The organism is Achromobacter deleyi, assembly GCF_902859705.1.
Lineage (GTDB): Bacteria > Pseudomonadota > Gammaproteobacteria > Burkholderiales > Burkholderiaceae_B > Achromobacter > Achromobacter deleyi.
Map to the genome: position 1 here is coordinate 1 of NZ_CADIJO010000049.1, position 20327 is coordinate 20327.

Annotated in this window: 16 protein-coding genes; 6 read left to right on the forward strand and 10 right to left on the reverse strand. The window is 67.3% G+C overall.

Annotation, left to right across the window (positions count from 1 at the left end; all coding sequences use genetic code 11):
* A partial coding sequence (locus HV798_RS31110; RefSeq protein ID WP_175216634.1) for an MFS transporter occupies window positions 1-828 on the reverse strand: 828 nt, incomplete at its 3' end.
* A 111-nt stretch (window positions 829-939) separates the two neighbouring features.
* On the opposite strand from HV798_RS31110, the gene HV798_RS31115 reads away from it, so the two are divergent.
* Both HV798_RS31115 and HV798_RS31120 read left to right on the forward strand, forming a co-directional pair.
* A complete protein-coding gene (locus tag HV798_RS31115) occupies window positions 940-1944 on the forward strand; it encodes a LysR family transcriptional regulator (RefSeq protein WP_175193274.1) in 1005 nt (334 codons plus the stop codon).
* 154 nt (window positions 1945-2098) lie between these two features.
* Window positions 2099-3169: an ornithine cyclodeaminase gene (locus HV798_RS31120; protein ID WP_175193273.1), complete on the forward strand. Its 1071-nt coding sequence runs from the start codon at window positions 2099-2101 to the stop codon at window positions 3167-3169.
* 14 nt (window positions 3170-3183) lie between these two features.
* Here HV798_RS31120 and HV798_RS31125 read toward each other — a convergent pair whose 3' ends face one another.
* The 4 genes from HV798_RS31125 to HV798_RS31140 all read right to left on the reverse strand — a co-directional run bounded on the left by HV798_RS31125 (window position 3184) and on the right by HV798_RS31140 (window position 8432).
* Complete coding sequence (locus HV798_RS31125) at window positions 3184-5274, reverse strand: sensor domain-containing protein (RefSeq protein ID WP_175193272.1); 2091 nt, start codon at window positions 5272-5274, stop codon at window positions 3184-3186.
* 146 nt (window positions 5275-5420) lie between these two features.
* Window positions 5421-6530 (reverse strand): YcjF family protein, encoded by a 1110-nt coding sequence (locus tag HV798_RS31130; RefSeq protein WP_025139875.1) that lies wholly within the window; start codon window positions 6528-6530, stop codon window positions 5421-5423.
* Window positions 6531-6622: 92 nt separating this feature from the next.
* Complete coding sequence (gene panB, locus HV798_RS31135; RefSeq protein ID WP_175193271.1) at window positions 6623-7450, reverse strand: 3-methyl-2-oxobutanoate hydroxymethyltransferase; 828 nt, start codon at window positions 7448-7450, stop codon at window positions 6623-6625.
* Between the two features lie 70 nt (window positions 7451-7520).
* Window positions 7521-8432 carry a LysR family transcriptional regulator gene (locus HV798_RS31140; protein WP_175193270.1) on the reverse strand — a complete coding sequence of 304 codons (912 nt, stop codon included), beginning with the start codon at window positions 8430-8432 and terminating at the stop codon, window positions 7521-7523.
* A 60-nt stretch (window positions 8433-8492) separates the two neighbouring features.
* Between HV798_RS31140 and HV798_RS31895 the strand changes: the two genes are divergently transcribed.
* The 3 genes from HV798_RS31895 (at window position 8493) to speB (ending at window position 11137) form a co-directional block, all read left to right on the forward strand.
* Entirely contained in the window at window positions 8493-8618 is a 126-nt protein-coding gene (locus HV798_RS31895; protein WP_281360962.1) for a hypothetical protein, read from the forward strand.
* A 75-nt stretch (window positions 8619-8693) separates the two neighbouring features.
* Window positions 8694-10094 (forward strand): sodium:solute symporter family protein, encoded by a 1401-nt coding sequence (locus HV798_RS31145; RefSeq protein ID WP_175193269.1) that lies wholly within the window; start codon window positions 8694-8696, stop codon window positions 10092-10094.
* On the forward strand, window positions 10091-11137 hold the full coding sequence (gene speB, locus HV798_RS31150; protein ID WP_175193268.1) for an agmatinase: 1047 nt from the start codon (window positions 10091-10093) through the stop codon (window positions 11135-11137). Before HV798_RS31145 ends, speB begins: the two co-directional genes overlap by 4 nt.
* A gap of 27 nt (window positions 11138-11164) precedes the next feature.
* Here speB and HV798_RS31155 read toward each other — a convergent pair whose 3' ends face one another.
* The 5 genes from HV798_RS31155 to HV798_RS31175 are packed head-to-tail and all read right to left on the reverse strand — an operon-like array spanning window position 11165 to window position 19665.
* The gene (locus HV798_RS31155) at window positions 11165-12619 is read right to left on the reverse strand and encodes an ArnT family glycosyltransferase (RefSeq protein WP_175193267.1); all 1455 of its coding nucleotides are present in this window, start codon (window positions 12617-12619) and stop codon (window positions 11165-11167) included.
* Window positions 12603-13634 (reverse strand): glycosyltransferase family 2 protein, encoded by a 1032-nt coding sequence (locus tag HV798_RS31160; protein WP_175193266.1) that lies wholly within the window; start codon window positions 13632-13634, stop codon window positions 12603-12605. Before HV798_RS31160 ends, HV798_RS31155 begins: the two co-directional genes overlap by 17 nt.
* A gap of 23 nt (window positions 13635-13657) precedes the next feature.
* Entirely contained in the window at window positions 13658-16864 is a 3207-nt protein-coding gene (locus HV798_RS31165) for a CusA/CzcA family heavy metal efflux RND transporter (RefSeq protein WP_175193265.1), read from the reverse strand.
* A 16-nt stretch (window positions 16865-16880) separates the two neighbouring features.
* Window positions 16881-18359 carry an efflux RND transporter periplasmic adaptor subunit gene (locus HV798_RS31170; RefSeq protein WP_246289347.1) on the reverse strand — a complete coding sequence of 493 codons (1479 nt, stop codon included), beginning with the start codon at window positions 18357-18359 and terminating at the stop codon, window positions 16881-16883.
* Between the two features lie 13 nt (window positions 18360-18372).
* Window positions 18373-19665 (reverse strand): TolC family protein, encoded by a 1293-nt coding sequence (locus HV798_RS31175; protein ID WP_175193264.1) that lies wholly within the window; start codon window positions 19663-19665, stop codon window positions 18373-18375.
* Between the two features lie 255 nt (window positions 19666-19920).
* On the opposite strand from HV798_RS31175, the gene HV798_RS31180 reads away from it, so the two are divergent.
* Window positions 19921-20259 (forward strand): DUF4148 domain-containing protein, encoded by a 339-nt coding sequence (locus HV798_RS31180; protein ID WP_175193263.1) that lies wholly within the window; start codon window positions 19921-19923, stop codon window positions 20257-20259.
* The last annotated feature ends 68 nt before the right edge of the window (window positions 20260-20327 follow it).

The window sequence follows — 20327 nt, forward strand, 5'->3', positions numbered from 1 at the left end:
ATGGCGCCCGGCCAGCGGGGCGGCCAGGGCGCCCGCGGCGCCGGCCAGGCCAAAGGCGCCGGCCGCGGCCGAGCCCAGGTGGTACGGCGCGCCATGCAGCATGACGGCCAGCGTCGACCAGAACGCACTGAAGCCCAGCGACAGCAGCCCTTGCGCGATGGCGGCGCGGCGCAATTCGCCGTGCTGGCGCCATAGCCTGCCCAGCGAACGCAGCAGTTCGGTGTAGGGCAATTGGGTCGTCGGCGCAAAGGCGGGCAGCCCGCGCCACAGGGCCCCGCCCAGCGCCAGGATAGACACCGCGGCCGCCAGGAACATGGCGCGCCAGCCCAACTGCTCGGCAACCAGGCCGCTGATCACCCGCGACAGCAGGATGCCCAGCAGCAGGCCGGTCATGACCGTGCCGACGATGCGGCCGCGATGGGCCGGGGGCGCCAGCGTGGCGGCGGCGGGCACGATGTCCTGCGCCAGGGTGGCGGACAGACCGATGGCGAAGCTGGCCGCCAGCAACACGCCGGCCGACGGGGCCACACCGGCCAGCAGCAGGGCTGCGGCCAGGGCGGCGACCTTCATCAGCACGATGCGCTTGCGGTTGTAGCGGTCGCCCAGCGGCGCCAGCGTCAATATGCCAAACGCATAACCAAGCTGGGTCAGCGTGGGAATCCAGCCCAGTTCGGCAGTGCTGGCGTGCAGGTCGGCACCCAGGATGCCGAGCATGGGCTGGTTGTAATACAGCGAGGCAACCGCCAGGCCGGCGCCAATGGCCAGCAACAGCACGAGACGGGCGGAAAGCTCCTGGGGAGCGGGATGGGCGTGAGCGTCGGGGGGCATGGGGAATCCGTTCGGAATGATGCACTGCAACGTGCGAATGGCGCAGATTCTGCTCGCCCGCGGACGCCTTGGGTAGCCGTCGCCGGAGTAGATCCGTTATACGATGGGCGTATGACCAAACCCGATCCTGCCCCCGCGCTCGCCTCGGCGACCGGCACCGACCGCATGTTGCTGGTCGAAACCTTCGTGCGCATCGTCGAGGCCGGCAGCCTGTCGGCCGCCGCCCTGCAGCTGGGTGCCACCCAGCCCACGGTCAGCCGCCGGCTGCAATTGCTGGAACGGACGCTGGGGGTGCGCCTGTTGCAGCGCTCGACCCACGCCATCCGGCTGACCGACGACGGCCAGCGCTGCTATGAACGCGCCAAGGCGCTGATGGCCACCTGGCAATCGTTCGAAAGCGACGTGCGGGGCGCGGGCGAGGAATTGGCCGGCACATTGCGGGTGGTGGCCCCGCATGCGTTCGGGCAGAACCAGTTCATGGAGCCCCTGGCCAAGTACCTGCAGCAATATCCGGGCATGCGCGTGGAATGGCTGCTGCATGACCGGGTACCGGATTTCGTGGCGGAAAACATCGATTGTGCAATCAAGGTCGGGCCGGTGTCGGACCCCTCTGTCGTGGCGGTCAAGCTGGGCGAAGTACCGCGCAGCGTGATGGCGGCGCCGTCATTGCTGGCGGGTGGCCCCGTGCCGCAGCACCCGGCCGAGCTGGCCCGCCTGCCCTGGCTGGCGCTGCGCACCTTCTACCGCGACGAAGTCTGCCTGCGGCATACGCAAACCGGCGAAGTGGCGCGTTTCGATATCCAGCCGCGCCTGTCCACCGATGGCCTGTATGCCTTGCGCAAGGCCGCGGTGCTGGGCCTGGGGGTGGGCATTGCGTCGGCATGGGCGCTGCGCGATGAGTTGGCCAGCGGCCAATTGGTGCTGCTGGCGCCCGAGTGGCAGGCGGCGCCGTTGCCCGTGCACCTGGTCTACGCGCCGTCGCGGTTGCAGCCGGCCCGCCTGCGCAGGTTTATCGAGACCATGCGCGAATACCTGCCGGCCGAGCTGTGCGAAAGTCTCAAGCAGGCCAAGGCAGGCGCAGATCCGAAAGCCAGAACCGGCCAGAAGGCCAGATAGCGCCGTTTCAGGCCCGTTGCAGGGCCGAATTGCGACAAGTGGCATTGGCGGTTGCCACAATGGCAGGTTCCTGACGTTTTGTGTGGAAAGTGGGCGCTAGGCATTGACCTGCCCATCGGCCAGAATTTCCCTACCGATACAACAGGGGAAAATAATGACGACATTGCTCACCACCACCGACGTCGCGAAGATCGTGGCCGCACAGGGCCCGCGCAAGGTCTTCGAAGACATGCTGGATTATCTGCTGGCCGATTACCTGCGCTGGCAGGAGTTCGACAAAAGCGCCCGCGTGGCCAGCCATTCCGATACCGGCGTGATCGAATTGATGCCCACCGCCGACAGCGATCTGTACAGCTTCAAGTACGTCAATGGCCACCCGGGCAATCCGCTGACGGGCCTGAGTACCGTGATGGCGTTTGGCGCATTGGCGCAGGTCCATACCGGTGAGCCGCTGCTCATCAGCGAACTGACGCTGACCACCGCGCTGCGCACTGCAGCCACATCGGCTTTGGCCGCCCGTGCGCTGGCGCGCCCCGGTTCGCGCACCATGGCGCTGATCGGCAACGGCGCGCAAAGCGAATTCCAGGCGCTGGCATTCCACCACATCCTGGGCATCGACACGCTGCACCTGTACGACGTGGACCCGGCCGCGACCGACAAGCTGGAACGCAATCTGGCGGGTGTGACGGGCCTGCGCCTGCGACGTTTCGACAGCACCGCCGCCGCGGTCAAGGGCGTGGACATCGTCACCACCGTGACGGCCGACAAGGCCTACGCCACCATCCTGACGGCCGACATGGTCGAGCCGGGCATGCACATCAACGCCGTGGGCGGCGACTGCCCCGGCAAGACCGAACTGCATGCGGACGTGCTGCGCGCCGCCTCGGTATTCGTTGAATACGAGCCGCAGACCCGCATCGAAGGCGATCTGCAACAGATGCCGGCGGACTTCGCCGTGACCGAACTGTGGCGCGTGCTGACCGGCCAAAGCGCCGGCCGCCGCGACGCGCAGGAAATCACGGTGTTCGATTCGGTGGGCTTTGCGCTGGAAGACTTCTCGGCGCTGCGCTGGCTGCGCGACAGCGCGGTCAAGCACGGCATTGGCGCACGCGTCGAAGTGGCGCCGCGCCTGGCCGATCCGAAGAACCTGTTCGAACTCGTGCGTGGCCGCCAGGCTGCCGCGCAGGCCGCGGCCCGGGCCAACCAGGCGGTACTCAAAGACTAGGAATAGGACTAGGACTAGGTCGCGGGGGGCGTTTCGGGCGCCTCGTGCGACACCGGCCGGCCCAGCAGGTAGCCCTGGAAGTGCGAGCAGCCTTCCTGCGTCAGGCGTTCCAGCTGGGCTTCGGTTTCCACGCCTTCGGCCGTGGTCGGGATATCCAGGCTGCGGCCGATGCCATTGATGGCGCGGATGATCGCCAGCGCTTCCTTGCTGGATTCGACGTCCTGGGTGAACGACTTGTCGATCTTGATCTTGTCGAACTCGAAGCTGCGCAGATAGCCCAGCGATGAGTAGCCCGTACCGAAATCGTCCAGCGCCACCTTCACGCCCAATTGCTTGAGCCGATTCAAGGTGTTCAGGTTGGTCTCGGAGTTGGCCAGCAGCACCGATTCGGTGATTTCCAGTTCCAGCCGATTGGCGGCCAGGCCCGAAGTGGCCAGGGCCGATTCCACCAGCGAGACCAGCGCGTTGTTGGTGAACTGGGTGGCCGACAGGTTCACCGCCACGGTCTCGTGCGCGTCCCAGGTCATCGCTTCGCGGCACGCTTCGTGCAGCGTGAAGGCGCCCAGTTCGTGGATCAGCCCGGTTTCCTCGGCAATGGGAATGAAGTCGTTGGGCATGATCAGGCCCTTGACCGGGTGCTGCCAACGCATCAGCGCTTCGCGCCCTACCGTGCGCACGTGGCTGATGTCCTTGATGGGTTGGTAGTGCAGGTGCAGCTGATGCGACAGGATGGCCTGGCGCAGGTCCATTTCCATTTCGTGGCGCTTGAGCGCGGCGGCCTCCATTTCGGGCTTGAAGAACGCCAGGCAATTGCGGCCGTTGCGCTTGGCCTCGTACAGCGCCATGTCGGCATAGCGCAGCAGATGGTCGGCGCCGCACTCTTGCGCGCTGGCCGTGGCGATGCCGATGCTGACGCTGACCGGCACCGTGTGGCCGTCCACCTGGAAGGGCTCGCGTACCGCGTCGATCAGGCGCTGCGCCATCTGGCGCAGGTCGTCGGTTTTCTCGATGCCGGGCAGCACCACCGCGAATTCATCGCCGCCCAGGCGGGCCAGCGTGTCCTGCTCTCGCAGGTTCTTGGCCAGGCGGCGGGCCAGTTGGCGCAGCAGTTCGTCGCCGTACTGGTGGCCCAGCGTGTCGTTGACGCTCTTGAAGTTGTCCAGGTCCAGGCACAGCACGGCAGCAGTGCGGTCGCGGCTGTCGGGGTTCAACGCCTTGAGCAGCTGTTCGCGGAACAGGCGCCGGTTGGGGATGCCGGTCAGCGTGTCGTGATGCGCCATGTAGCGCACCTGGGCATGGGCAGCGTTTTCGTCGGTGATGTCATCGGCGATCAGCAGCACGTAGCGCGAACGCGGGTCGCTGCTGTGAAACACCAGCGTCTTGCTGCGCAGCGTGCGCGGGCCGCGTCCGGTTACCAGTTCTTCCTGGCCGGCTTCGCGCAATGCGCCGTCCGAGCGCAGGGCATCGTTGGTCAGGCGTTCGAAGAACTCGTGCACGGCGGGCGGCAGGCATTCCTGCACTGTCTTGCCCTGCATGTGTTCGCGAGTGCCGCCGAACACCGTTTCAGCCTGGCGGTTGGCCAGCAGGATGCGGCGCGAGACGGCGTCCAGCACCAGCACGCACGAAGGAATGTGCGAAACCACGGCTTCCAGGAAGCTCGACAGCGAGGTCAGCTCGGTGTTGTAGCGCTCGGCCAGGTCCTTGGCGCGCAGCAGCTGCAATTCGCGTTCACGGCGCTCGGTGCAGTCGCGCGTGATCTTGGCGAACCCCATCAGGGCGCCGGCATCGTCGTGGATCGCATCGATCACCACGTGCGCCCAGAACGGCGTGCCGTCCTTGCGCATGCGCCAGCCCTCGGCTTCGAAACGGCCCTGGCTGCGAGCAATTTCCAAGCCCTTGCCCGGCACGCCGGCGGCCTGGTCGGCCGGGCTGTAGAAGCACGAGAAGTGCTTGCCCACGATCTCGTCCCGCGTGTAGCCCTTGGCGCGCTCGGCCCCGGCATTCCAGTTGGCGACGGTGCCGTCGGGGTTGAGCATGTAGATGGCGTAGTCGATGACACCTTGCACGAGGTGCCGGTACATGACGTCGGAGTTGTCGATGATCATTGGTATGAGCGGGGTATGGCGGGATTCGCGGCAATACGTTTACGTCGCGTCGCCGCGATTATTTACCGGTGCCGCGAGAAAAGGCCGTTCCTTGCCAATCTTGGCGCATTAAGTCGAATCGTTGCGAAACGGGCCGGCCGGCGCCGTCAGAGTTTGACGCGTTGCTTCAGGGCCTGCGTGATCATGGCGATGTCGATGTCCTGGCCGGGATGCTTCTGGCAGAAGTCGTACAACACCGCGATGTAGGCATTGCCCAGCAGCTTGGTGATGGCGCCGGCCGTGGTGGCGGCGATGGTGCCGCCCACCGCGCTGCCCGCGCCGGGAATGAACTTGAGCAGGCCGGACACGACCGACCGCCCCACCAGTGTGGCGGCAGAGGCGCCCAGCGTCGAGGTGACCAGCGTGCTGATGGCGGCCGTGTTCAGTTCCATGCCGAACGTGATACCGATCTTGGCGATCATGCCCACCTGGATCGGCACCAGCGCGACCGCGTCCGAAAAGGGAATCGGCGCGGCGGCGGCGGACGCGGCCAGGCCGGCCGCGACGTTCACTTCTATCTCAGCCCGCTTTTTTTTTACTTCCAGGGCCTTCTTGTTGCGGGTCGACAGCGCATTGGCGTAGGCCCGCTGCTGCGATTCAGGGATGTATTGCGCCGTGGCTTCGATAAGCGCGTCCAGGCCCATCGGCGGCAGGTCCGCGTCCAGTTCCTCGATGCGTTCGGGCAGTGCGCGTACCGCCACCACCTGCCGGGCGCGCGGCAGCAGCCTTTCGGCTTCCTGCAGGAAGGGGCTGTTCTTGCGGGCCTTGGTGAGCACGGTGATGACCGGGATGCCGGCATCGGCCAGCAGCGCGCACAGTTCGATTTCGGCGTCTTCGACGCGGTGGCTGCTGTCCTGGATGCAGAGCCAGGCCACGTGCAGGTGGCGGTCCTGGTCTTCGGCCAGCGAGCGCTCGCGGATCAGGTCCGCCAGTTGCTGGCGCGACCGCGCGTAGTCGCCCACTTCCAGCCCGCGGGTGTCGATGATGGTGAGCGGATGGCCAGGTCGTGAGAATTCCTGGGTGGTCTGCGTGACGGGCTTGCCTGCGCCGGTCTTGGCCAGGTCGCCGCGAAAGACGGCATTGATCAGCGTGCTCTTGCCCACGCCCGTCTTGCCGGCCACCAGGATGTTGACGCGGCCCGCGCCGCGCGTGGCGGTGCTGATCGCATCCGCGATGGCGTCCTGCAATTGGGGAGAATCGTGGCGGGGGGGAGTCATGGGCGGCTACGCTGGGCAAGGCAATGCCCTGATTCTAGCCACAAACTCCAGCCGCCAACGCGAACGGGGCCGGATCCGGCCCCATAGTCGCGTCAATACAGGTGTTCGGCTTGCGGGAAGCGGCGGGCGCGCACGTCGTCGGCGTAGCTGCGCGCGGCGGCCTGGATGCGGTCGGCCAGATTGTCGTAGCGTTTGACGAAGCGCGCGGTGCGTTCGAACATGCCCAGCATGTCGTCCACGACCAGCACCTGGCCGTCGCAATCGACCGATGCGCCGATGCCGATGGTGGGGCACGCAATGGCCGTGGTGATGGCCTGCGCCAGCGATTCGACCACACCTTCGATCACGACCGAGAACGCACCGGCGTCGGCTACTGCCGTGGCATCGGCGGCGATGCGGGCGTATTCGGCTTCGCCGCGACCGCGCGCGCCGTAGCCGCCCAGGATGTTGACAGCCTGCGGCGTCAGGCCGATATGCGCCATGACGGGAATGCCGCGCGCCGACAGGTACGCGATGGTCGGTGCCATGGCCTGGCCGCCTTCCAGCTTGATGGCGCCGGCGCCGGTTTCCTTCATGACGCGGGCGGCCGACCGAAAGGCCTGTTCGGGGCTTTCTTCGTAGCTGCCGAACGGCATGTCGACCACGACCAGCGCCTGGCGGGACCCGCGCACCACGGCCGCGCCATGCGCGATCATCATGTCCAGCGTGACCGGCACCGTGGAAGGCAGGCCGTAGAGGGTCTGCGCGAGGCTGTCGCCCACCAGCAGCGCGTCGCAGTGCGGATCCAGCAGCTCGGCCATGCGCGCGGTATAGGCGGTGAGCATGACCAGGGGCTCGGCGCGCTTGCGTGCGCGAAAGGCCGGGGCGGTCATGCGGCGGGGCGCCGAGGCGGCGGCGTTCAAGGTGGCGGTGGTGGACATGCGGGGCTCTCCTGGTGTGCGGCGTGCGCGCGGCCCGGCAGGCAGGCGTTGCGCACGCGGCACAGGTATATCACGCGGTGGGCGGGGCCGTCAGCGCGGCGCGCATGTCTTCCAGGAAGGCCACGGTGATGTCGCCCAGGTAGCTGCGTTTCTTGGCGACCATGCTGATCTCGACGTCGTAGCGATAAGCGCCCGCATCCAGCGCGTGCAGCAGTCCGGCGGCCACATACGGCGCGGCATAGTGTTCGGGCAGGTAACCCAGGTGGGCGCCGGACAGGATCAGGATCAGCGCGGCTTCCATGTTGTCGGCTTCGGACGTGATGTGCCGCGGCCGGCCGGCGAAAGACGCTTCGGGCAAGGGATAGGTGCGCCAGGTCCAGTCGGCATCGGCCAGGTCCTGCTCGGTGACGCGGCCCGCGCGGACTGTCAGTGGATGGGTCGCGCCGCAGTAGGCGACCTGTCTTTCCTGGAACAGTGGCGTGTAGTCCAGCATCGGCACCCGATGCAGGAAGTAGCCGATGGCCACCTGCATCTCGTCTTTCAGGATCAGTTCTTCGAGTTCGCGGGGGCTGCGAATCAGCACCGACAGGCGCACGGCCTCGTCGCGCCGACGGAAGCGCTCGATGGCGTGGCCGATGCGCGCGTTCTGTTCCATGGTGGCATTGCCGATCAGTCCCAGCGTCAGGTTGCCCACCAGTTGCCGGTGCATGTTGCGCGCTTGCGCGCTGAAGTCGTCCAGGGATGCCAGCGCGCGTCGCGCGAGCTTGGCGAAGCGCTGGCCCTTGGCATTGAGCCGGAAGCCGCCTCGGCCGCGCTCGCACAGCGTGAAGCCCAGTCGGGTTTCCAAGGTGGCCAGCTGGCTGCTGATGGTGGATTGGCCGACCCCCAGCAGTTCCTGGGCGGCCGACACGCCACCGGCATCGACGATGGAAAGAAAGACGCGGATCAGGCGCAGGTCCAGGTCGGAAACGTTCGAGAGCATAGGGTTATCACCGACAAAACATCGATAGGCATCGATGTGAATTTTTCGAACTAGGCATGGATGGAAAAAGTGCAGATTTCTATTATTCCACCAGCGTTGCGCATTCGTGCTGACGCCGACGCCACCGGCGGCGAGCAGGCGAATCAGGCAGGAAAAGCCAGGTTTTCTGGAATTACTTCTGCCTGAATAGTTGTTTTGACGGTGGTGACAGAACAGCGTGCGCGCACGGCGCCGCACGCGGCGATACAAGGGATGAAAGACATGGTCTTGGACATAGGCGTCGTCGTGGTGTATCTGGTGGCCATGCTGCTGCTGGGCTGGTATGGCATGCGGCGCGCGAAGACGCACGAGGATTTCCTGGTGGCCGGCCGCAACCTGGGGCCGGCCTTCTACATGGGCACGATGGCCGCCACGGTGCTGGGTGGGGCCAGTACGGTAGGCACTGTCAGGCTGGGCTACGTGTACGGCATTTCGGGCTTCTGGCTCTGTGCGATGCTGGGGCTGGGCATCATCGTGCTCAATCTGTTCCTCGCGCGGCCGCTGCTCAAGCTGCGCATCTTCACCGTGACGCAGATTCTGGAACATCGCTACAGCCCGCGCACCAAGCACGTCAGTGCGTTGGTGATGATGGCCTACGCGCTGATGCTGGCCGCCACCTCGGTGATTGCGATCGGGACGGTGATGCAAGTGCTGTTCGGACTGCCATTCTGGGTGTCCATCCTGGTGGGCGGCGGCGTGGTGGTGGTGTATTCGGCGGTGGGCGGCATGTGGTCGCTGACGTTGACCGATATCGTGCAGTTCCTGATCAAGACCATCGGCCTGATGTTCATCCTGCTGCCGATCTGCCTGGCCCGCGTCGGCGGGTGGGACCAACTGGTGGCCAAGCTGCCGGCGGCCAGCTTCGACTTTGCCACCATCGGCTGGTCGACCATCCTGACCTACTTCCTGATCTATTTCTTCGGCATCCTGATCGGCCAGGAAATCTGGCAGCGCGTCTTCACTGCACGCAGCGAACGGGTGGCGCGGCTGGCGGGTGCGGCGGCAGGGGTGTATTGCATCATCTACGGGCTGGTCGGCGCGCTGATCGGCATGGCCGCCCGTGTGCTGCTGCCGGACCTGGACAACGTCAACAATGCCTTTGCCGCCATCGTGCAGGCGGGCCTGCCGGAAGGCATCCGCGGGCTGGTGATTGCCGCCGCACTGGCCGCAATGATGTCCACGGCCAGCGCCGCCATGCTCGCCGCATCCACTGTGCTGGCCGAGGACCTGCTGCCGGCCCTGCGCGGCGGCCGCACGTTTACCCACGTGCGCAGCCATCGTCTGCTGACCCTGCTGGCCGGCCTGGTGACGCTGGGCATCGCCCTGGTGGTGGACGACGTTCTCAGCGCGTTGACCTGCGCCTACAACCTGTTGGTGGGCGGCATGCTGGTGCCCATCCTGGGCGCGATCTGGTGGCGCCGCGCCACCACCGCCGGGGCCATCGTCAGCATGCTGCTGGGCTGTGCCACCGCTATCGGTTTCATGATCAAGGACGGCCTGGATGCGAACACACCGATCTACGCCAGCCTTGCCGTCAGCATCGCCAGTTTCTTCGTCGTCAGCCTGATGGGCCAGGCCCGTGCGCCCGCCTTCGGCGACTCTTCTTCCAGGAGCATCCCATGACCTTTTCTTCCGACAGACTGGCGGCGCTGCGCGCCCGGTTCGGCGGATCCAACGAGTCCGTCATCCACGATCCGCATTTCCGCGCGGTGGCGGCCACGGTGATCGACGACAACGGCACCCGCAGCGCGCCGTACGCCGGCATGCCGACGCTGCTGGATGCGCCGGCCCGCCAGATCGACTGGGGCCGGCCCGACTTCGGGGATCTGCAGGTGGCGCTGATGGGCGTGCCGATGGACCTGGGCGCCAGCAATCGCAGCGGCTGTCGCTTCGGGCCGCGCGCTTTGCGCGCCATCGAACGCGTCGGCCCCTACAACCATGTGCTGAAATGCGCGCCGGTCCGTGAACTGCGGGTGGCGGATATCGGCGACGTGCCGATGCGCAGCCGCTTCAGCCTGGAGCAATCGCATGAAGACATCCAGGCGACCTACGCCCATCTCGTTGAGGCCGGCGTGCTGCCGCTGTCGGTGGGCGGCGACCATTCGGTCACCCTGCCCATCCTGCGTGCGCTGGGGGCCGACAAACCGTTGGCGCTGGTGCACTTCGATGCGCATTGCGACACCGGCGGGCCTTTCGACGGCAGCCGCTTCCATCACGGCGGCCCGTTTCGCCAGGCGGTGCTGGACGGCGTGCTGGACCCGACCCGCACCATCCAGATCGGCATCCGCGGATCAGCCGAATATCTGTGGGAATTCTCGTACGAATCGGGCATGACGGTCATTCACGCGGAAGACATCGGCCGATTGGGGGTGGACGCCATCATCGCCCAGGCGCGCGCGGTGGTGGGCGACGGGCCGGTCTACGTGTCATTCGACATCGATTGCCTGGACCCGGCGTTTGCGCCCGGCACCGGTACGCCCGAAGTCGGCGGCGTGACGGTGCGCGAGGCCCAGGCCATGTTGCGCGGCCTGGCGGGGTTGGACGTCGTGGGCGGCGATGTGGTGGAAGTGGCGCCGTCTTACGATGCCACGGCCAACACCGCGCACGCCGGCGCGCAGATCCTGTTCGAGATTCTCAGCCTGATGCGGCTGCGCGGCGGCCGTTGACGGCGGACGGCCGTTCCGGCCGGTCTGTCAGGGCGCGGGGCCTTTGGCCGCCGCGCCTTCGACCTTCAGCAACGCATAGCGCCGGCTGACATACAAGGGCGTGACCACGCCCGGCCATGATGCCAGCAACTCGTTGGCGCGGTTCTTGGCGACCGCTAGATATACCGTGTCCCCCGCTTTGGGCAGCACACCATCGAGCGCAGGGAATTCGACCAGCCCGACGGCGCCGCGCGAGTAATAGCGGGCGGAAAACGGCCGGCTGCCGACGAAATAGAACGGATTGTCGCCGCGCATGGCATCGGCCTGTTGGACCAGCTGCTTTTCCGTCTTGTAGCGGGTGGGCTCGGCCCAGGCCAGGATGCCCAGCGCCAGCGCGGCGGCGGGCGTCAGCAGCATCGCCGCGGCCGCCAGGCGCTGCGGGCGCACGCTCTGCCAGCGGCTGGCCAGCAGGCCCGTGGCGAGGGCGACGGGCGGCAGCGCCGGCAGCACGTAGGTCCACAGGATGTTGCCCGACAGCGTGAAGAAGGCCGGCGTGGCCAACGCCCAGGCCACGAGGTAGGTCTGGACGGGATCGCGCGCCGCCGCCACCACGCGCTGGCGCAACGACGCATGCTTGCGCGGCCATAGCGCCATGCCCAGCCACGCCGCGCCCCACGGCAGGGTCGCCAACAGCCAATCCAGCCAGATGCTGCCGTAGGGGCGCTGGTGGGCCGAGCCATAGCGGTCGCCTTCCCAGCCTGGGTCGATGAAGCGCAGCAGGTGTTCGCCGACGATGAAGTACTGGAAGAAACCCGGCGTCCTGATTTCCGCGGCGATGTACCACGGCAGCGTCAGTGTCAGCATCAACGCGGTGCCGCCGGCCCAGGGCAGCGCCCGCAGGCAGGCGCGCGCATTGCGGTGCCAGAGCATCCAGGGCACGAGGGCGCCGGCCACCAGCACCAGCGTCAGCGGCCCCTTGGCCAGCAGGCCGATGGCCAGGCCGACGAAAAAGCCGTAGCGCCACAGGGGCCGCGGATCGGTGGGGGCCAGCAGGAACGACACCATCGACAGCGTCATGCCCAGCGCCAGGAAAGGATCGGTCAGCACCGCGCCCGCGCTGGCGAACGGCAGCAGCATGGTTGCAAACACCAGCGTGGCCCAGCGCGCGGCTTGCTCGCCATGCAGCCGCCGACCGCAGGCATGTACCAGCGCCAGCACGCCCAGCATCGCCAGCCAGGACGGCAGGCGGACCGCGAATTCAGACAGGCCGAACAGCTGGATGGACAGCGCCTGTGTCCAGAAGGCCAGCGGCGGCTTGCCCCAGAACGGCACGCCGGGCTCGAACCAGGGCGTGATCCAGTCGCCCGATACGGCCATCAGGCGTGCGATCTCGGCATAGCGCGGCTCGGACGTGTCCGCGAAAGGCATGAGCGCCATCGCGAACAGGCGCGCGGCCATGATGGCCACAAGGCCCAGCAGCAGGCCTTTAGAAGTTAACCGCATGCGGACCCTTGGCGGTATCGGCCAGCGGCATGGCCGCGACGGCGCTGTGTTGAACATCACGCACCAGATAGACCGGGCGTTGCTTGGTTTCCAGGTAGGTCTTGCCCACGTATTCGCCCAACAGCCCGATGGTGATCAGCTGGATGCCGCTCAGGAAGGTGATCATGGCCATCAACGACGGGTAGCCGTCGACCTCGGCGCCGAAGAGCAGGGTCTTGCCGATGATGATGATACCGAACAGCGCACCGAGCAGGGCCGCGACCACGCCGGCCGTGGTGGCCCAGCGCAGCGGCGCGGTGGAAAACGAGGTGATGCCTTCCATCGCCAGGCGGAACAGCGCGAAGTAGTTCCACTTGGTGGTGCCGGCGGCGCGCGGGGCACGGTCGTAGTCGATGAATCGGGTGGGCATGCCGATCCAGGCGTACAGGCCCTTCATGTAGCGGCAGCGTTCGGGCAGCTGCAGCAGCGCGTCCACGGCGCGCCGGCTCATCAGGCGGAAATCGCCCGTGTCCGGCGGAATCTCGGCGCGGCTCAGCCGGCTCAGCAACCGGTAGTAGGCGTAGGCGGACGCGCGCTTGGCCCAGCTTTCGCCGGCCCGGCTGCGCCGCCGCATGCCGACCACGTCGGCGCCTTCGCGCCAGGCCCGCACCATCTCGGGGATCAGCTCGGGCGGGTCCTGCAGGTCGGCGTCCAGCAGGATCACCGCGGCGCCCGAAGCATGGCGGATGCCGGCGGTCATCGCGGCTTCCTTGCCGAAGTTGCGGCTCAGCCGCACCAGCTTCAGGCCCGGCTCGAATGCCATCAGGCTGGCCAGGTATTCCGCGCTGCCGTCGCGGCTGCCGTCGTCGACGAACACGATTTCCCAGGATTCGCCCAGCGTGTCCAGCACCTGCCGCAGCCGGGCATGGCAGAGGGGCAGCACTTCGCGCTCATTCAGGAAGGGAATGATGATGGACACCTGCACCGGGCGCGGCTGGGCGCGCGGCAGGGTCGGGATGTCGGGATAGGGACGCATGGTGTGAAGTCTTCCGAGATCGACTACAGAGAGGTCGGGCCGGCAGTCGGCGCGGCGGGTTCCGAGGATTGCCGCGCCTGGGCCTGGGCCAATTCAAGTTCGTCGGCGTCCTTGCGGTGCACCAGGCGATACAGCGCGGGCAGCACCAGCAGGGTCAGGATGGTCGACGAGATGATGCCGCCGATCACCACGGTGGCCAGCGGCCGCTGCACCTCGGCGCCGGTGCCGGTGGCGATCGCCATGGGCACGAAACCCAGCGAGGCCACCAGCGCGGTCATCAGTACGGGGCGCAGCCGCGTCAGCGCGCCGATGCGCACGGCCTGGTCCAGCGGCTTGCCTTCGTCGCGCAGGCCGCTGATGAACGACAGCATCACCAGGCCGTTCAGCACCGCCACGCCGCACAGCGCGATGAAGCCGACCGCGGCGGTGATGGACAGGGGAATGCCGCGCAGCCACAACGACAGCACGCCGCCCGTCAACGCGAACGGAATGCCGGTGAAGACGATCAGGCCGTCCTTGATGTTGCCGAACATGGCGAACAGCAGGCCGAACACCAGCAACAGCGCCGCGGGCACCACGATCTGCAGGCGCTGGGCGGCGGACTGCAATTGTTCGAACGTGCCGCCCCAGGCGGTCCAGTAGCCGGACGGCACCTTGATCTTCTCGGCCAGCGCGGCTTCGGCATCCGCCACGAACGAGCCCAGGTCGCGGCCGCGCACGTTGGCGCTGACCACGATGCGGCGCTTGCCGTCTTCGCGCGAGATCTGGTTCGGCCCCGGCGCCAGGTCGAAGGTGGCGACTTCGGACAAGGGGATGTACGAGGTCTGGGCCTGCGCGTCCGTTTTGGGCAAGGCGATGGGCAGCTTGCGCAGCGCCGGGATGCTTTCCCGCACGGCTTCCGGCAGGCGCACCACGATGTCGAAGCGGCGGTCCCCCTGGAAGAAGGTGCCGGCTTCGCGCCCGCCGATGGCGATGGTGAGCGTGTCCTGCACGTCGGCCAGGCTGAGGCCGTAGCGGGCGGCGCGGGCACGGTCGATGTTCACGGTCAGCACTGGCAGGCCGGTGGTCTGTTCGACCTTGACTTCGGATGCGCCGGGTATGGCTTGCAGGACTTCGGCGACTTCGGCTGCAGACTTGTTCAGCACGTCGTTGTCGTCGCCGAAGATCTTCACCGCCACGTCGCTGCGCACCCCGGAGATCAGTTCGTTGAAGCGCAGCTGGATGGGTTGCGAGAACTCGTAGTTGTTGCCCGGCACCTGGGCCGCTTCTTCCTGGATGGCTTGCAGCAGCTGGGCCGAGGTCTTGCGCGGTTCTGGCCATTGATCCTTCGGCTTGAGCATGATGTAGCCATCCGAGATGTTCGGCGGCATCGGGTCGGACGCGATCTCGGCGGTGCCGGTGCGGGCGAACACGCGCTCGATCTCGGGGAACTTGGCCTTCAGCCGCGTCTCGATCTGCTTTTGCATCTCGAGCGATTGCGACAGGCTGGTGCCGGGAATGCGCAGCGCCTGGATGGCGATGTCGCCTTCGTTCAGGTTGGGAATGAACTCGCTGCCCATGCGCGAGGCCACCACGCCGCACAGCACCACGAACAGGGCCGCGCCCGCCAGGACGATCGGGGTGCGGCGCAGCGCCAGGTCCAGCAGGGGCTCGTAGCGGCGCTTGGCCCAGGTCATCAGGCGGTTTTCCTTTTCCGAGACCTTCTTGCCGATGAACAGCGCCACCGCCGCCGGCACGAAGGTGACCGACAGGATCATCGCGCCCAGCAGCGCCAGCACCACGGTCAATGCCATGGGATGGAACATGCGCCCTTCCACGCCGCTGAGCGCGAAGATGGGCAGGTACACCACCATGATGATCAACTGGCCAAACAGCAGCGGGCGGCGGGCTTCGCGCGCCGCGGCGAAGACCTCGTGGAAGCGTTCGCCGCGCGTCAGGGGCCGGCGATGATGTTCCTGTGCATGGCTCAAGCGCCGCACGCAGTTCTCGACGATCACCACCGCGCCGTCGACGATGATGCCGAAGTCCAGCGCGCCCAGGCTCATCAGGTTGGCGCTGACTTTGTAGGTGACCATGCCCGTGAAGGTAAACAGCATGGACAGCGGAATGACCATCGCCGTGATCAGCGCCGCGCGGATGTTGCCCAGGAACAGGAACAGGATTACGACCACCAGGGCGGCGCCTTCCAGCAGGTTCTTCTTGACCGTGGCGATGGCCTTGTCGATCAGGTTGCTACGGTCGTAGACGGTCACGGCCTGCACGCCGGGCGGCAGCGTCTTGTTGATGGCGTCGATGCGGGACGACACCGCCAGCGATACCGAACGGCTGTTTTCGCCGATCAGCATGAATACCGTGCCCAGCACCACTTCCTGGCCGTTGTCGGTGGCCGCGCCGGTGCGCAGTTCACGCCCGATGGCCACTTCCGCCACGTCGCGGATGCGGATGGCCTGGCCGTCCACGGTGGTCAGCACCACGTCCTTGATGTCGTCGATCGAGCGTACCTGGCCCGGCGCGCGGATCAGGTACTGCTCACCCTTGCGTTCGATGTAGCCCGCGCCGACGTTGGCGTTGTTGCGGTTCAGCGCCGTCATGATGTCGGTCAGCGACAGCCCGTACGACGCCAGCCGTTCGGTGTTCGGCGCCACCTGGTATTCCTTGGCGAAGCCGCCGATCGAGTTGATCTCGGTCACGCCGGGAATGTTGCGCAGTTGCGGCTTGATGACCCAGTCCTGGATCTCGCGCAGGTCGGTGGGGGTGTAGGGCGAGCCGTCTTCCTTCCTGGCGCCGGGTTCTGCCTCGACCGTCCACAGGTAGATTTCGCCCAGGCCCGTGGAAATGGGCCCCATGGTCGGCGTGATGCCTTCGGGCAGGCTTTCCTTGGCTTCCTGCAGGCGCTGGTTGACCAGTTGGCGCGCGAAGTAGATGTCGGTGCCGTCCTTGAAAATCACCGTCACCTGCGACAGGCCATAGCGCGACAGCGAGCGCGTCTGCTGCAGGCCCGGCAGGCCGGCCATGACAGTCTCGATGGGATAGGTGATGCGCTGCTCGGTTTCCAGCGGCGAATAGCCCGGTGCGCCGACGTTGATCTGCACCTGCACATTGGTGATGTCCGGCACGGCGTCGATGGCCAGCCGGGAATAGTTGTAGACCCCGATGGCGGCCACGCCCAGGGTCAGGAAAAGAACCAGCCACCGTTGCTCGATGGCGAAGCGGATCAGGCGTTCGAACATGTCTGGGTGCTCCGGCTCAGTGCGCGTGGCTGGCGCTGGCTTTGCCCAGCTCGGCCTTCAGCACGAAGGCGCCTTGCGAGACGTAGCGCACGCCGGGGGCCAGGCCCGCCAGCACCTCGACCTGTTCGCCCGAGGTCTTGCCCAGCTTGACGGGCTGCGCCAGGTAGCCGCCGGGCACCTGCACGAACACCACCGGCTCGTTCTCGACGGTCTGGATGGCGTCGGCCGCCACGGCGACGGGCGCTTCGGCGCTGCTGACCACCACGTTCACCGACACGAACAGCCCCGGCCGCCAGGCCATGTCCGGGTTGTCCAGCGTGACGCGAGCCGTGGCGGTACGGGTCTGCTGGCCCAGCAGCGAGCCGATGTACGAGACCTTGCCCAGCGCGCGCCCCGCGAACGCAGCGGACGCCACGCTGGCGGCCTCGCCCACGCGCACGTCCTGCAGGTCCTTGGGCGCAATCACGAATTCGGCCCACACCGTGCGCAGGTCCGACAGCGTGAATATGCTGGCCGTGTCCGGCAGTGCCTCGCCCAGCACGATGTGCTTTTCGACCACCACGCCGTCGAACGGCGCGCGGATCTCCAATCGGCTCAGGTCCTTGGACTGCGGCGGCGCGCCGATGGCGGCCAGCTTCTGTTCCGCGTTCTGCACCGCGATCTGCGCTTCCTGCAAGGCAGTGCGGGCCTGCTGGTAGTCCTGCTCGGCGGACACCTTCTCGCGCCACAGCTTCAATTCGCGCTGGTGGGTCGCGGCGGCCAGGTCGCGGCGCTTGCTGGCCGCCAACCATTCGCTGCGCAGTTCCGACAGGGCCGTGCTGGACAGCGCCGCCAGCAGCTCGCCCTTCCTGACCTGCTGGCCCAGGTCTGCCGATACCTCTTGCACCACGCCGGCCAGGCGCGGCACCACGTGGGCGGTCCGGTCGGCGTTGAACTTGATTTCGCCCGGAAACTGCGACGAGGTCTCCAGCCGCGCGGGCGCGGCGGCCTCGGTCTGGATACCCGCCACCTTGATCTGTTCGGCGTTCAAGGCAATCTTGCCTTCGTCACGGTCCAGCGTCGCGGTGATGGGTTGGGCCAGGCCGGGCCAGGACACCTCGGCCTCGATCTCGAAGAAGTGCGGCTCGTCGATGGACTGGACGCTGGCCAGGCCGTCCTGGTCGGGCTTGAAGTCCAGCGTCTCGACCGTCCCATTGGGCCGGGTCAGCGTGGCTTTGACCGTCAGGCCGGCGACGGCGACGGGCTGCTTGCCAGCCGTGGCCCAGAGCCGCAGTGTCGAGCGGCCATCGGCTTCGGCCAGCAGCAGTTCGACGCTGTTCGAATCGGCGCGGGTCAGCGCACCGCCGCGTGCACCCTGCTCGGTGGCTTCGTGGCCGTGCCCGGCGGCGCCGTCGGCGCGGACCAGGCCGGGCGCGGTGGTCAAGAGGCAGGCGGCGGCCAGGGCGGCGGCCAGCGCCGGACGGGAAAAGAGGGAAAGCGCGTGGAGTCGGGTCATGGGATAGGGAAGTTCAACGTCCGAGAATGCGGTCGATGTCCGCGCTGGCCTGGTAGGCGCTGGCCAGCACGGTCAGGTAGCCGATGTTTCCTTGCGAAAGCGTGCGCTGCGCGTCCAGCACTTCCAGGAAGCTCACCTTGCCGGCTTCAAAGCCCTTGCGGGCGCTGTCATAGGCTTCGGCGGCGCCCGGCAGCACGGTGGCGCGGTACTCGCGGACCGAGCCGGCGGCCAGGTCGAATTGGGCGACCGCTTGCAGCAGCTCGGCCGTCATGCGCGACTCCAGTTCGCGGTACAGGTCCTGCGCCTTGTACGACTGCATCGTGGCCGAATAGACATTGCCCTGGTTGCGGTCGAACAGCGGCAGCGGAATCGCCACGCCGAACTGCGCCTTGTTGCGGCCCTGCTCGTTGTCGCGGGCCATGCCGGCACTGAGCGTGATGTCGGGGTAGCGCTTGCTCTTTTCGACTTCCAGCTGCGCGCGCCCCAAATCCACGGCCAGCCGGCCCGCCTGCATGCGCGGCGAGGCCGCCAGCGCGCCGCGCAGGTCATCGATGGCGCCGCGCTGGGGCAAGGCTTGCAGGTCGGCGCCAACCTGGCTGAAATCGGGCTCCGGCGCGCCCCACAGCTGCCCCAGCGTGCGGCGGGCGGTGGCCAGTGCGGCGTCGGCGGCGCGTGCCTCGATGCGCGAATTGGCCAGCTGCACGCGCGCCTTGCTGCTTTCCAGGGGCGGCGCCTTGCCGGCGGCCACCCGGCGGTCGGCCAGGCGCAGTGCGTTTTCCGCGATCTCGATCGTGCCCTGCGAGACCCGCACGGTCTCTTGCGCCACCGCCACGTCAAAGAACGCGGCAATGACGCCGGCACGCAGATCGGCGCGCGCCGACGACAGATCACGCTGGGCGATGTCGCGTGCCAGTCCGGCCGCCTGTACCCGCGCCGCGCGTTTGCCGCCCAGCTCCACCGGCATGCTCAGCATGGTCGAGGTGGTGCGCGTGGTACGGCGGTTGTCGTCGATGCCGACGTCGATGCTGGGGTTGGGAATGACGCCGGCCTGGGTGACCTGCCCCTCACTGGCCGCGGCTTCGTTGCGCGCGGCGGACAGCAACGGGCTGCGTTCGTACGCGTTGGCCAGCGCCTGTTCCAGCGTCAGCATGCGGGATGCGTCCGCCAGGCGCGGCGCGGCGGATGCGGGCTGCGGCGCCGACAGGCCAGGCAGGCCCTGCGCAGGCGGTCGGGTGTCGGGTTGGCTCCAGGCCGGCGCAACGGCAAAGACGGCCGCCACGACGAGCGATAGGGAAGATAAGCGCATGAGGTCTACCAGGGAAATGGCGCCGCGGACTCGGGCTGAGGCAGGCAGTTGCGGGCACTTTATCCAACGGGCCTCGTCAGATCCCCGACAGAAAAATGACATTTCGGTAAGGTGCGCGCGCATTACGAATTCGTAATCGGCGCGTCGCCGAATTGACGAGGTCCGGTCCGTAAAGTGTCTTCACCGCTTAACAAAAAGCGTGCAGGCGCGGCGCCTTTCGCCGCCCCGGCAAGTCACCGGACCAAGGAGATCCTCATGAAGCACCGTATCGTCGCCACGCTGTCCGTCAGCGCCGCCATGCTCATTCCCGCCCTCGCCAGCGCCAACAACACCTGGCACACGGCCAATACCGAAATCGGCTACACCACTGCGCTGGACCATGCCGACGGCGGCAAGACCCGCGCGCAGGTCGTCGATGAGCTGGCGACGGCGAAGGCTGACTCGAAGCAGTGGTTCTTTACCTACCGCAACTTGGGCAAGCCGGGCTGGGCCAAGCAGGGCACGTCGCGCACCCGCGCCGACGCGCTGGCCGAAGTCGAAGCGATGACGCCGGCTGAACGCGAACGCCTGGCGGCCATCTATACGCCGGGCTGACCGGCTTGACGCCCGGCCCCGCCGCCCGCTGCCGCGCCGTTGCCGGCGCGCGCGCGGGCCGCCCTGCC